Source organism: Acinetobacter sp. C32I (assembly GCF_023702715.1).
GTDB lineage: Bacteria > Pseudomonadota > Gammaproteobacteria > Pseudomonadales > Moraxellaceae > Acinetobacter.
Genome location: NZ_CP098480.1, coordinates 3,176,979 through 3,188,569, shown reverse-complemented (window position 1 = coordinate 3,188,569; position 11,591 = coordinate 3,176,979). Strand labels below are relative to the sequence as shown.

Genomic DNA, 11,591 nt, shown 5'->3' with positions numbered 1-11,591 from the left:
GCCTTTTTATACGATTGTGATGTCCTGATTCAAAGGAAAAATAAAAGGGTAACTCAAAAAAATTAAGGGTCGTGGTGTTTCACCAATGGCCGAAAATATTTCACTATCATCTAGCGCTTGCCCGACCACGAGCAACAATTAGGACTTGAAGGACCAATAAAATAATGTTTCAAGAAATGATTGCGGATTTTCAACAGAATTTCTGGTTATATATTTCAATCCCCTTTATCAGTGGCTTTATTGGCTATGTGACCAAAGTCATTGCCATTCAAATGATGTTTTCGCCACTTGAATTTAAAGGATTGCGATTATTTGGTCTTCCACTCGGATGGCAAGGGATTGTTCCCCGTAAAGCAGAGAAGATGGCCACCACAGCAGTGGAGTTGATGACCTCCAAGCTGATTAAACCCGAAGAAATTTTTGCCCGTCTTGATCCCAAACGGATTGCCCAAGAAATTGAAAAACCATTGATGGCAGCGGCTGAGGACATTACCCGAGAAGTGGCACAACAATACCAACCTGGCCTATGGGAAGGCATGCCTGAGTTTGCACGACAAAAACTGATTAAACGTGTTCAAGCCAAAGCGCCAGAAATTGTTGAACATATTATGAGTGAAGTACAGAAAGATGTTGCCAAGTACTTCGACATCAAACATATGGTGGTCAACAACCTACTCAAAGACAAACGCCTGCTCAATGAAATCTTTAAGAAAGTGGGCAAACAGGAATTCAAATTCTTTAGTAACGTCGGTTTCGTGTTTGGTTTTGCGATTGGTGTGGTACAAATGCTGTGCTGGATCGTGACCCAAGGCAAATATCCATGGATGCTGCCGATGTTTGGTGGTTTTGTCGGCTTCTTTAGCGACTGGATGGCTTTACAAATGATGTTCCGACCACTGTATCCAAAAAAGATTATGGGTTACACATGGCAAGGTTTATTCATTAAACGCCAAAATGAAGTGGCTGCGGATTATGCCGCACTCATTTCCAAACAGTTGCTGACTTCACGCAATATGATGGAAGAGCTATTCTCAGGCACACATTCAGATAAAGTCATTGAATTGGTCAGCCGCCAAGTCAAACAGGAAATTGATTTACAGGCCGGTATTGTGCGTCCATTGGTGGTTTATGCAATTGGCGGTGAAAAATACCAAAACCTGAAAGCCGAAGTGGCAGAGCGTATTCTCAAGCAACTTCCAGACACCATGCGTTATGTGGAGTCTTATGCTGAAGATGCGATGAATGTGCGGAATACCTTGGTTGAGCGTATGCAGAAACTCAGCCCTGAAGAATTTGAAGGCATGCTCCGCCCTGCCTTCAAAGAAGATGAATGGTCTTTGATTATTGTCGGTGCTGTACTGGGTTTCCTCGTCGGGGAAATGCAGATTCATTTCATGCTCTAACACTTTCATCTAGAAAAGAAAAAAGGAAGCATCTGCTTCCTTTTTTATGCACTTATCGATGCGCATATTTTTCAATTTTGATCACTTCGATATCGGTTGGCTTATAGCGATGGGTATCCACCTCACCCACCAAACGCACATGATCACCCACTTTTAGTCCTGCTTGACGCCAAATATCATCATCAATTTCGACGCTGATGCTACCGCTCGAATCTTTAAACTCATAATGGTCGCTTTGCAGATGTTTGCTAATCTGACCAGTTAAGGTGACACCAGTTTCATCGGCCAATTTCGCGACTTGGCTTACGGTCACCACATTCTTTGCCGCTTGCTGTAGCAACACATGATCATCCTTACCTGCCCATGCGAGGCTCGATAAGCCTGTAACGACCACTAACCCACAGCCCATCAACATTTTTTTCATTTTCATGTCCTATTTGTTTTAACCTTTTATGATCTAAACAGAAATAAGCCACAATGTCGGCTTCAGTTTGTAAGTAAGCATCATTAATATAATAGATATATACGCTTAACCCCGCTGATTAAAGCGGGGTATCTTCTTGTCATTGTTATTTTTCAATCAGCTGATCGAGGCTAATACGACCTGCACCATAGAGCATTAACATAAAGAAGCCACCTGCCATCGCAAAGTTCTTCATAAAGTTAATCGCATCTTCTGCACCGCTATGGAAGATAAAGGCCGTGATAATACTAAAAAGACCTAGGCCTAAAGATGCGAATCGTGTTTGGAAACCAAACAATAAAGCCAAGCCACCGCCAAACTCAACCAAAATCACTAACGGTAATAATGCACCCGGAACCCCCATCGATTCCATATAGCCCACTGTACCTGCATAGCCTACGATCTTGCCCCAGCCTGCAACAAGGAAAATATAAGCCAATAACAAACGCGCAATCAAAGTAACGACATTGGCCACGCCAGACTGTGTTACGATATTTTTTACAACAACATTCGGATTAAACATAATCAATTTCCACACTGTTTGTTTTTTAACATGCTAGCAGTTTATGTATGTTTATTTTTGCAATAAATACCAATTTAGTTAACATATCGTTCCTTATTTGCAACAATAGGGCTCTTTTTCTCACGGTATAGACCACACGATCTGTTCTTAAAAGTTACCAATTAATTTGCTTTTTATACTGACATTCTACAGAGGCACTGCTAGGATTTAGTCCACATTCATAGTGTTAACCCCTCCATGGAACTCATTGATTTTATTCTGCACGTTGACGAACATCTTTTAGAATTTATTACCAATTATGGCGTATGGATTTATGCCATTTTATTCCTGATTATTTTTGTTGAAACCGGTTTGGTGGTGATGCCATTTTTACCAGGTGACAGTTTATTGTTTGCTGCTGGTGCCTTGGCGGCATCTACAGGTGCAATGGATCCATGGGTGCTCGGTGTTTTGTTGTTTATCGCGGCCGTACTCGGTGATACCTTGAATTATCATATTGGTCGTTATGTGGGTCCACGCGTATTTGAAACCAATTCACGCTTCATCAATAAACAGCATTTGCTTAAAACCCAAGCGTTCTTTCAACGTCACGGCGGTAAAACCATTATTTTCGCCCGCTTTGTGCCTTTTGCACGGACCTTCGCTCCCTTTGTAGCGGGTGCTGGCAGTATGAACTATAAGTACTTCTTGACCTATAACGTGGTGGGTGCATTTTGCTGGATTACATCGTTCATTACGCTTGGCTACTTATTCGGTAATATGCCAATCGTGAAAGATAATTTTACCCATCTCATTTTCGGTATCATTATTATCAGTGTATTACCGGGTGTGATTGGCTTTATTCGCCAGAAAATGAAGGGCACCAAAGCGTAATAAATTGAAGTTTGATTTAAAACAAACGAAAGATCATTGGCAACATACAAATCAGTAACAGCATGGCCGATCCTTTATATAAATGATCGGCTTTGATTCCAACTAAACTTCCCGCCAGTAAAGCCCGCCCAAACAGCATCCAGAAAATACTAACTGGAATCAGGATAAGACTAAAAATCGTAAATACCAACGCAGCTTGTTCAATCGAATTCCAAGTTTCAGCTGGAAAAATCCCTGAAGCCAGCAATACTGTTTTCGGATTTTTGAGGGTTGAAAGAAATAACTGTCTTTTACGAATATGTTGGTGGTGCTGATCTAGTTTTTGTAGGTGTGAGCCTTTCCACAGATGAAATGCCATCCACAACACATAGAGCAAACTGAGCGTATGTAGAATCGCGCCAATTGCTGGCCAAATCGGATCAAATAAATGAATAAAAAGTGCCCATAGACTAATGCCATAGAGATAACCCAACCACTCAATTGGAATAAAAGTCATGGTTTTAGGAACACCGTGTTGGTGTGTTGCACTGGCAAGCAAAGCATTGGTCGGACCCGGTATCAGTAATACCGCCAACATCGCCAAAACAAAAAACCAACTCTCAATCATACACATACCGAACGGCTAGACATGGGCGCCACCTTAAACGAATTTAGGGCAAAAACACAAATTTTCAGGGCATCCTCGAATAAAATAAATCAATGAATTAGCTGGGTTAATAATTTTAATCATTTGATTTTTATCATTATATTTTGAAACATTTTGCTATAATTTAGTTACTGACCGCCAGCTTAAGCGATGACGATCAGTTCTCAAAATTTACGATTTTGGGCGTTGTTTTACAATGATTGGGCAACCTTTAAATTTTGCTGCCTGCACAATTGCATCTTGCTGTCCCATGACATTGGCAAGTTCGGTATTTTTGGTATTCATCGACTGCCCCATATTCACCGAGATCGATGGGCCAAAGCCCCAGCCACCTCTGCCCCAGCCGCCGCCAAGCCCAAGCCCCACACCGACACCCGTACGTTTTGGTGTTTGCACACCATTTTCGATATAAAGCTGAATACGGTTGTACTCGGCTTGCAACTGTTGGCAATTCAGTGCTTGATATTGTGTCGGCGATACATACGCAGGCTTTACCGTTGATGCACAAGCACCCAATAACAGACTTGCTGCCAAAACTGGCATCCAATATAAGCGTTTCATAAGATTCTCTTATTTCTTTGATTCAATCTCATTGAACAGGGTCACATAGGCGACGGTCAATTTATGGTCAGATGCCAAATGAATCAAGGGTAAATTCTTTTGATGTGATTCTTTCATCAAAATCGATGGCGGCAACATGCTATCCAGCACAGGCAAGCCTTCATCTTTGAGTTGTTGAACCACTTCTCGGGGTAATTTTGCCTGAGATTGGAACTGATTGACCACAATTCCCTCAATCTCCAAGCGATCATTATGATCATCTTGGGTTTCGAGCACATTTTCAATCAAAGTTTGTAACGCACGTTTCGAGAACACATCACAATCGAAAGGAATCAGCACACGATCTGCAGAAATCAAAGCAGATAAGGTAAAGAAATTAAATGCAGGCGGGGTATCAATAAAAATCCGGTCATAACGTGCACTGAGGGATTGAATTGAGTCACGCAATTTATAGATTTTGTGTTTACTTTCCAGTGCATGTTCTAAGGCACCAAGGCTTGGGCTGGCAGGAATCACATCCAAATTTTCAAAAGTAGTTCGGTGTACATAGCTGTCCAGTCCTTTGCCACGCGGTGCTTTCAGGATTGAACCAATGGCATTGCCAATTAAGCCCTTTTGCTGTGTGCTACCTAAAACATCTTCGAAAAAGTTTTCAATGTTTGGCTCTAATGCGGCTTTATCCGCAGAATAGGTTGCATCTTCACCCAAAAGGTATTGGCTTGAGTTTGCTTGTGGATCAAGGTCAATCACTAAGGTTCTGAGGCCTTGTTTAGCACTAATCGCAGCTAAATTCACCGTAATACTTGATTTCCCCACGCCACCTTTCTGGTTAAACACAACACGCGTTAACATTGATTTCCCTCTAGCATATTTTTTGTAAACTGCACGCAGTTTAACCTAGTGCAAAAACAATTACTCAAACAATGTGTCGAACAATCAGGCAAAAACCGGCTTAATCATGACAAGGCCTAAAATTCCCACCATCGCCACCGTTCCGATCAATAACCCTGCACGACGTTGTTGCAGCAAAATATCACGGTCCTTTTTATAGGTTTTGATCAAAGACGACCACAACACAAAAAACAAAATCACTTTGGCATAGAACCAAGGCTGCACCTCAAAGTTATTCATGAACAGTAAAACCGCACCCGTCACGATAATCAAACTTAAAGACAGATGTTGCAAACCCACCAAGCCTTTACGGGCTTTGGGATTGGGTTGTTGATCTTGGACACCAACAAATAAAGTCGAAGCACGCAACACAAATGCAATGATCAATAAGCTCACTGCAGACATATGCACAATTTTAGTGAGTAAATGGATATCCATATTCATCCTTAGCTTTTTGGCGCATGTGCGCATTCAGGACTTGCAGGTGCTTCACCCTGCCACTCACTCGGCACATAGGCATGAATCGCCAGCGCATGGATGCGACCTGGGCTCATTAACTCAGCGGCAACCGCATAAATTTTTTGATGACGTTGTACCAGACGCAGGCCTTGAAATTCATCACTGACCACAATCACTTTAAAATGTGACTCTTTACCTGGGAAATAACCACCATGTCCTGCCGACTCATTGATGACGTCAAGATGGATCGGTGCGAGCGTGTTTAAACGTTCAATCAACTGTTGTTCTAAGTTCATCAGTCACTCTGTAAGGTCAGATTGAGATAGCTCATTAGTATACATGAGCGTAATCTGAGGGAAACTTTTGTACAAAAATTTGCTATACCCTGCTTTTTTTGCATGAAAATGCTTTAATTTTATGCAAATAATCAATTTCTTTGCATAAAATTATTGACCCTATTTTTGCTTAATGTATTATACACGGCATGCGGGAATAGCTCAGTTGGTAGAGCATAACCTTGCCAAGGTTGGGGTCGGGAGTTCGAGTCTCCTTTCCCGCTCAAATTTTTTAGTGTAAGTTTTCGTAAAAACTGCTCAATAAGCGGGAATAGCTCAGTTGGTAGAGCATAACCTTGCCAAGGTTGGGGTCGGGAGTTCGAGTCTCCTTTCCCGCTCCAGATTCAAAAAAGCCCTAGTCGAAAGATTAGGGCTTTTTTCTTGTGTTTTAGTTTCATATCTAATTTTAAAACACGGGTTTGTTTGCCTCGACCCATGCTTTAAAGCCGCCCTCTAAATGCGCTACATTGTGATAACCCAAAGCCTGTAAAGTCTTCACCGCTAAGGCCGAACGTCCACCACCTGCACAATGTAGAATGGTTCTACTATTCGGTTGTAATTCAGACCGATACATCGGACTACTCGGATCAGCAGCGAATTCTAAAGTGCCACGAGAGATATGCAACGCGCTTGGTATTGTTCCAGCAACACGCTCTTCTGCGTCTCGCACATCAACCAGAATTGCCTGTCCTGAGGCCAACTCTTGTTCAACTTGATCTGGGCTTAGATTTTCAATCTCTGATTTTGCCTGTTTAACCCATTCAGCAACGGTATTCATTCTGATCATCCTTTCTGTGTTATGGACTCACTCAAAATACTAGCGCATTTCAATTTAAATAAGCCCCAATAAATACACTTTGCAACAAAGCTTAAAAATCAACCCGCTTCTTATACCGAAATATTTGATGCTCCACGTGGAACCTTTTAAATCCTTCAAACAAAAAGGTGCTTCCAAAGACGAGCAAGCACCTTTTCAGATTCATTTCTTTTCACTAAGACGATTCTGTGGCCTTGGTTGGCACATTCACAGTCTGATTGCGCTCGGTTTGCATCCCAGCCAGCAGTCCATCCCGTGGCATAAAAGTGGTCGAGATAATCGCAATCACCGCCATACTGCCAATATACATCATAATCAGATGAGGACTGCCGCCACCAACACTGAGTAGCTTCGTTGCAATCAACGGCGCTAGTCCACCACCCAATACCCCCGCCAACTGTACCGAAATCGAAATGCCGCTATAACGGATTTCTGCGGGGAACTGCCGCGCAAACAGTTGTGCTTGCGGTGCATACATAATTGGGAATACTACGCCAATCGCAAATACAATTGCAGTCCAGACCAACACAGGGTCTTTGGTATTGAGCATGCTAAAGAATGGGTAGCTATACAGCGCCAGTACACATAGGCCGAACATAAACATGTTGCGCTGCCCCACTTTATCGGACAAATGTCCACATAATGGGGTCATAAACATAATCACAATGGCCCCACAAATGGTAGCAAATAGGATCTCTTGTCTGGCAATCCCCAACTGTGTGGTGGTGTAGGCCAAAGTAAAGGTTGAAGCAATATAAAACCACGCATTCTCGGCTGCACGCGCCACAATAATGGTGATCAGTTGCTTCGGATGCTTTTTAAAGACCTGTAAAGCAGGGACTTTAACTTGTTCCGCCTGCTGCTTCACTTTTTCAAAATCGGGCGACTCTGGCACTTTGACTCGAATGTACCAACCGACTGCCAGTAACACGATGCTGGCAAGAAACGGAATCCGCCAACCCCAACTAAACAGAGCCTGCTCAGGCAATAAAGACACCAATCCTAGTGCAATTGAGGCAAGCATTAAGCCACCGCCAGTACTGGCTTGAGGCAAACTGCCCCAAAAGCCCTTTTTACCTTCTGGCGCATGTTCAACCGCCATTAACACGGCACCGCCCCACTCGCCGCCCATAGCCATACCTTGGATAAATCTCAGGATCACCAAGCAGATGGCAGCCCAGTAGCCAATCGACTCATAAGTGGGTAACAGACCAATCAGTACTGTTGGAATCCCCATCAACATCAAGGTGAGCAATAACATCGATTTACGCCCGATCTTGTCACCAAAATGCCCAAATACCAGACCACCCAACGGCCGCCCAATGAATCCCACCGCATAGGTGGCGAATGCGGCAAGCACACCCGTCAACGGATCAAGGTTAGGGAAAAACAATTTATTAAAAATTAAAGCTGCTGCCGCACCGTAGATAAAAAAGTCATACCACTCTATGGTGGTGCCTACCATACTTGAGATACCCGCCAAGCGATGAGAGGACTTTTTAGCAGATGAACCGTTTCCATGTATTGTTTGCATCATCATGTTCCTTTCTTGGATCTTCTTGTTTTAGGTTTTTTGCTGATCATCAATCCTGATCATCAGCATGTCAGACGTTTTACTACTCCTTCGATGAGTCAATATGCATGATTGGATTTAGCTGAGTTTTTCCAGAATCTGTTCCAGCTCGGGGTTACGTTGTTGCCATTGTGGCTGTTTATCCTTATCGACAATCAGGGCACGTACCCCTTCAATAAAATCACCGTGTTCAAACCAGATATCTTGTAGGTCTCGCTCCAGTTGCATGCATTGTGGCAAGGAAAGACCACGGCCTAAATGTTGTAGTTTCAAACTGGTTTGTTTGGCAATGAATGAGCGTTGCTGCAAGATGCTGAGCATTTTTTCTGCCCAAGGCTGCAATTGCTCATCTTTCTCATTCGCAAGGCTTTGCTCAATTTCGTCCAAATGCTGAAAACCGAAATGTCTGCGAATACCATCTGCCAACTGTTTAAGTTCACTTTCAGCAGGTCGGGTAATAAAGCACGCAACAATATGCTCAATATTCTGTTTGCTTAAATTCGGCTCATTGATCAATGCCTCTTGCAAAGCATCCAACTTGTCACTGGGTACGTGATAGTCGATCAAGTCTAAATAAAGCGCGTCACTGCTACTGATCTGCTCGCCCGTAATGGCCAGATAAACGCCGATATCATCCAGTCGAGACAGGAAATGGGTCGCACCCACATCAGGGAAAAAGCCAATTGCTGTTTCAGGCATGGCAAATCGAGATTTTTCACTGCTCACCACAATATGACAGGCTTGTGCCAAGCCAAAACCACCGCCCAGCACATAACCATCAAGCACCACCACCACAGGCTTTGCATAGTCACGCAGCAGATTCAGCATTTTATATTCGGCACTAAAATAGCCTTTATAATCAGCCGTATCATTTTTATAGCTATCATATAGATAACGGATATCCCCACCGGCACAGAAAGCTTTGGGGCTATTCGATTTAATCAGGACCGCCTGAATTGCTGCATCATAACGCCACAGTTCCAGTTGGCTACAGATGCCCTCAATCATCTCCAGTGACAAGGCATTTAAATGTTTGACCCGATCTAAGCTGATCAGGCCAAGACCACCCTTTTGCTCAATCATTAACTGATGTTCGATATTCATGGTTGTTGATCTCTTATCGATTTTTAAATTTGGCCTGACGTTTTTCCACAAAGGCCTGCATGCCTTCTTTCTGATCCGATGTGGCAAAAATGGAGTGGAACATCCGTCTTTCAAAACGTAAGCCTTCTGTGAGATTCACTTCAAAGGCGCGATTAATGCTTTCTTTCAGCATCATGTTGGCCGTTAAAGAGCGCGCAGCAATGTTCTCTGCGGCTTGCAGGGTTTGTTCAAGTAATTGTTCTTTACTAAACATACGTGCCACCAGCCCGCTTTGTTCAGCTTCGACTGCGCCCATTTGCCGTGCGGTAAAGCACATCTCCATGGCTTTGGCTTTACCAATTGCGTGGGTTAAACGTTGTGTGCCGCCAATCCCAGGGATTACACCTAAAGTCACTTCAGGCAGACCAAACTTGGCATTGTCTGCACAATAGATAAAATCACACATCAGTGCCAATTCACAGCCGCCGCCAAGCGCATAGCCACTAACCGCAGCAATCAAAGGTTTACGGCGTTGGGCGATACGATCGGCAAGATGGAAAAAATCATCAAAATAAATGTCAGGAAAGTTTAGTGCAGCCATTTCCTTAATGTCAGCACCTGCGGCAAAGGCCTTTTCTGAGCCTGCCAACACCATGCAGCCAATCTCACGATCTTTTTCTAATTCATCTAAAGCTTGATTCACTTCGCTAATCAATTCACTATTCAGCGCATTCAAGGCGTGCGGGCGATTCAGCGTAATCAAGCCTACGCCATTGTGTTTTTCTAATAAAATGGTTTGCCACTGCATCATCGATTCCTTGTTCTCTGGTTATAAGCTACGGGCGATCACTAAACGTTGAATATCACTGGTGCCTTCATAAATCTGACAAATTCGAGCATCACGATAGATGCGTTCAATCGGAAAATCTTTCAGATAACCATAGCCACCAAACACCTGTAACGCAGCCGAGCAGACACGTTCAGTCATTTCTGAAGCGAACAGCTTGGCCATGGAAGCTTCGTTTAGACAAGGTTGCCCTGCTTCTTTAAGACATGCAGCGTAGTGCACTAGTTGTCGAGCTGCTTCAATCTCGGTCGCCATACTGGCAAGTCGGAATGCCAGTGCTTGATGCTCAAAAATTGGTTTGCCAAAGGTCAGCCGCTCTTTGGCATAGCGCGTGGCTTCTTCCAATGCTGCACGTGCCAACCCGACCGCCTGTGCCGCAATACCAATACGACCACCTTCCAGATTGGCAAGCGCGATTTTCAGCCCCTCACCTTCCGCACCCAACATCAGACTTTTATGAATACGCACATCAGTCAGCGCAATTTGGCAGGTATCGGAGGCATGTAAACCGAGTTTTTCTTCGACCCGAATCACCTCATACCCCGCTGCATCACGTGGCACGAGGAAGGCACTGATGCCCTTTTTACCTGCACTTGGATCAGTCACAGCAAATACAATAATCACCCCCGCGTTGTCGCCCGAGGTAATAAACTGCTTAGCGCCATTGAGAATATAGTCATCGCCATCTTTCACCGCGCGGGTTTTAATCGCTGCCGCATCCGAACCGGTATGCGGTTCAGTCAAGGCAAAAGCACCGATCATTTCACCTTGTGCCAAGGGTTTTAAAAAGCGTTGTTTCTGTTCATCGCTACCAAATTTTAAAATCGGCACACAGCCCACCGAGTTATGTACACTCATGATGGTTGAAGTGGCACCATCGGCTGCGGCCACTTCCTCAAGCGCCAAGACATAAGCAAGATTACCTGTATCAGAACCACCCCATTGCTCAGGAATCAGCATGCCCATAAAGCCGAGCTGTCCCATCTGTGCCAGTGCAGCTTTTGGAAAAGTGCTGTGTCGGTCCCAATCACTGGCATTGGGCTTGATTTGTTCTTGGGCGAAGCTTTTCGCCATATCTCGAATTAAGCTTTGTTCTTCCGTTAATTGCATCTTGTGT

Annotated in this window: 14 protein-coding genes and 2 tRNA genes; 4 read left to right on the top strand and 12 right to left on the bottom strand. The window is 43.9% G+C overall.

Translation table 11 applies throughout. The annotated features are described in order from the left end of the window. Positions 1-176 precede the first annotated feature (176 nt). Complete coding sequence (locus NDN13_RS15190) at positions 177-1,403, top strand: DUF445 family protein (protein WP_171061146.1); 1,227 nt, start codon at positions 177-179, stop codon at positions 1,401-1,403. 52 nt (positions 1,404-1,455) lie between these two features. Here NDN13_RS15190 and NDN13_RS15185 read toward each other — a convergent pair whose 3' ends face one another. Further along, on the bottom strand, positions 1,456-1,827 hold the full coding sequence (locus NDN13_RS15185) for a NirD/YgiW/YdeI family stress tolerance protein (protein WP_251116064.1): 372 nt from the start codon (positions 1,825-1,827) through the stop codon (positions 1,456-1,458). Positions 1,828-1,972: 145 nt separating this feature from the next. After that, a complete protein-coding gene (locus NDN13_RS15180; protein ID WP_251116063.1) occupies positions 1,973-2,389 on the bottom strand; it encodes a DoxX family protein in 417 nt (138 codons plus the stop codon). Positions 2,390-2,626: 237 nt separating this feature from the next. Between NDN13_RS15180 and NDN13_RS15175 the strand changes: the two genes are divergently transcribed. Then, on the top strand, positions 2,627-3,262 hold the full coding sequence (locus tag NDN13_RS15175) for a DedA family protein (RefSeq protein ID WP_251116062.1): 636 nt from the start codon (positions 2,627-2,629) through the stop codon (positions 3,260-3,262). A gap of 16 nt (positions 3,263-3,278) precedes the next feature. On the opposite strand, the gene NDN13_RS15170 is transcribed toward NDN13_RS15175, so the two are convergent. From NDN13_RS15170 to NDN13_RS15150, 5 genes are all read right to left on the bottom strand, one after another. Beyond that, complete coding sequence (locus tag NDN13_RS15170; RefSeq protein ID WP_251116061.1) at positions 3,279-3,869, bottom strand: LysE family translocator; 591 nt, start codon at positions 3,867-3,869, stop codon at positions 3,279-3,281. A 210-nt stretch (positions 3,870-4,079) separates the two neighbouring features. Next, positions 4,080-4,469, bottom strand: coding sequence for a hypothetical protein (locus tag NDN13_RS15165; protein ID WP_251116060.1), 390 nt, complete (start codon positions 4,467-4,469; stop codon positions 4,080-4,082). Between the two features lie 9 nt (positions 4,470-4,478). Further along, on the bottom strand, positions 4,479-5,321 hold the full coding sequence (locus NDN13_RS15160) for a ParA family protein (protein WP_251116059.1): 843 nt from the start codon (positions 5,319-5,321) through the stop codon (positions 4,479-4,481). A gap of 84 nt (positions 5,322-5,405) precedes the next feature. Then, entirely contained in the window at positions 5,406-5,798 is a 393-nt protein-coding gene (locus tag NDN13_RS15155) for a SirB2 family protein (RefSeq protein ID WP_251116058.1), read from the bottom strand. A gap of 8 nt (positions 5,799-5,806) precedes the next feature. Beyond that, positions 5,807-6,115, bottom strand: coding sequence for a BolA family protein (locus NDN13_RS15150; RefSeq protein ID WP_016542554.1), 309 nt, complete (start codon positions 6,113-6,115; stop codon positions 5,807-5,809). Between the two features lie 190 nt (positions 6,116-6,305). Between NDN13_RS15150 and NDN13_RS15145 the strand changes: the two genes are divergently transcribed. Both NDN13_RS15145 and NDN13_RS15140 read left to right on the top strand, forming a co-directional pair. Next, a tRNA-Gly gene (locus NDN13_RS15145) sits at positions 6,306-6,378 on the top strand. A gap of 41 nt (positions 6,379-6,419) precedes the next feature. Then, positions 6,420-6,495, top strand: a tRNA-Gly gene (locus tag NDN13_RS15140). Between the two features lie 65 nt (positions 6,496-6,560). On the opposite strand, the gene NDN13_RS15135 is transcribed toward NDN13_RS15140, so the two are convergent. From NDN13_RS15135 to NDN13_RS15115, 5 genes are all read right to left on the bottom strand, one after another. Beyond that, complete coding sequence (locus NDN13_RS15135) at positions 6,561-6,932, bottom strand: rhodanese-like domain-containing protein (RefSeq protein ID WP_251116057.1); 372 nt, start codon at positions 6,930-6,932, stop codon at positions 6,561-6,563. A 214-nt stretch (positions 6,933-7,146) separates the two neighbouring features. Continuing rightward, positions 7,147-8,505, bottom strand: a complete 1,359-nt coding sequence (locus tag NDN13_RS15130; protein ID WP_251116056.1) for an MFS transporter — start codon at positions 8,503-8,505, stop codon at positions 7,147-7,149. Positions 8,506-8,622: 117 nt separating this feature from the next. Then, the gene (locus NDN13_RS15125; RefSeq protein WP_251116055.1) at positions 8,623-9,648 is read right to left on the bottom strand and encodes an enoyl-CoA hydratase/isomerase family protein; all 1,026 of its coding nucleotides are present in this window, start codon (positions 9,646-9,648) and stop codon (positions 8,623-8,625) included. A 13-nt stretch (positions 9,649-9,661) separates the two neighbouring features. Continuing rightward, positions 9,662-10,435, bottom strand: a complete 774-nt coding sequence (locus NDN13_RS15120) for an enoyl-CoA hydratase (protein ID WP_251118246.1) — start codon at positions 10,433-10,435, stop codon at positions 9,662-9,664. A gap of 21 nt (positions 10,436-10,456) precedes the next feature. After that, complete coding sequence (locus NDN13_RS15115; protein WP_251116054.1) at positions 10,457-11,584, bottom strand: acyl-CoA dehydrogenase family protein; 1,128 nt, start codon at positions 11,582-11,584, stop codon at positions 10,457-10,459. Between the last annotated feature and the right edge of the window lie 7 nt (positions 11,585-11,591).

Excerpts from the sequence above, each read along its gene's own strand:
- NDN13_RS15155 (WP_251116058.1), bottom strand. The coding sequence starts at position 5,798 with ATGGATATCCATTTACTCACTAAAATTGTGCATATGTCTGCAGTGAGC.
- NDN13_RS15130 (WP_251116056.1), bottom strand. The coding sequence starts at position 8,505 with ATGCAAACAATACATGGAAACGGTTCATCTGCTAAAAAGTCCTCTCAT.
- NDN13_RS15175 (WP_251116062.1), top strand. The coding sequence starts at position 2,627 with ATGGAACTCATTGATTTTATTCTGCACGTTGACGAACATCTTTTAGAA.
- NDN13_RS15180 (WP_251116063.1), bottom strand. The coding sequence starts at position 2,389 with ATGTTTAATCCGAATGTTGTTGTAAAAAATATCGTAACACAGTCTGGC.
- NDN13_RS15125 (WP_251116055.1), bottom strand. The coding sequence starts at position 9,648 with ATGAATATCGAACATCAGTTAATGATTGAGCAAAAGGGTGGTCTTGGC.
- NDN13_RS15190 (WP_171061146.1), top strand. The coding sequence starts at position 177 with ATGATTGCGGATTTTCAACAGAATTTCTGGTTATATATTTCAATCCCC.
- NDN13_RS15185 (WP_251116064.1), bottom strand. The coding sequence starts at position 1,827 with ATGAAAAAAATGTTGATGGGCTGTGGGTTAGTGGTCGTTACAGGCTTA.
- NDN13_RS15135 (WP_251116057.1), bottom strand. The coding sequence starts at position 6,932 with ATGAATACCGTTGCTGAATGGGTTAAACAGGCAAAATCAGAGATTGAA.
- NDN13_RS15120 (WP_251118246.1), bottom strand. The coding sequence starts at position 10,435 with ATGCAGTGGCAAACCATTTTATTAGAAAAACACAATGGCGTAGGCTTG.
- NDN13_RS15160 (WP_251116059.1), bottom strand. The coding sequence starts at position 5,321 with ATGTTAACGCGTGTTGTGTTTAACCAGAAAGGTGGCGTGGGGAAATCA.
- NDN13_RS15115 (WP_251116054.1), bottom strand. The coding sequence starts at position 11,584 with ATGCAATTAACGGAAGAACAAAGCTTAATTCGAGATATGGCGAAAAGC.
- NDN13_RS15170 (WP_251116061.1), bottom strand. The coding sequence starts at position 3,869 with ATGATTGAGAGTTGGTTTTTTGTTTTGGCGATGTTGGCGGTATTACTG.
- NDN13_RS15150 (WP_016542554.1), bottom strand. The coding sequence starts at position 6,115 with ATGAACTTAGAACAACAGTTGATTGAACGTTTAAACACGCTCGCACCG.
- NDN13_RS15165 (WP_251116060.1), bottom strand. The coding sequence starts at position 4,469 with ATGAAACGCTTATATTGGATGCCAGTTTTGGCAGCAAGTCTGTTATTG.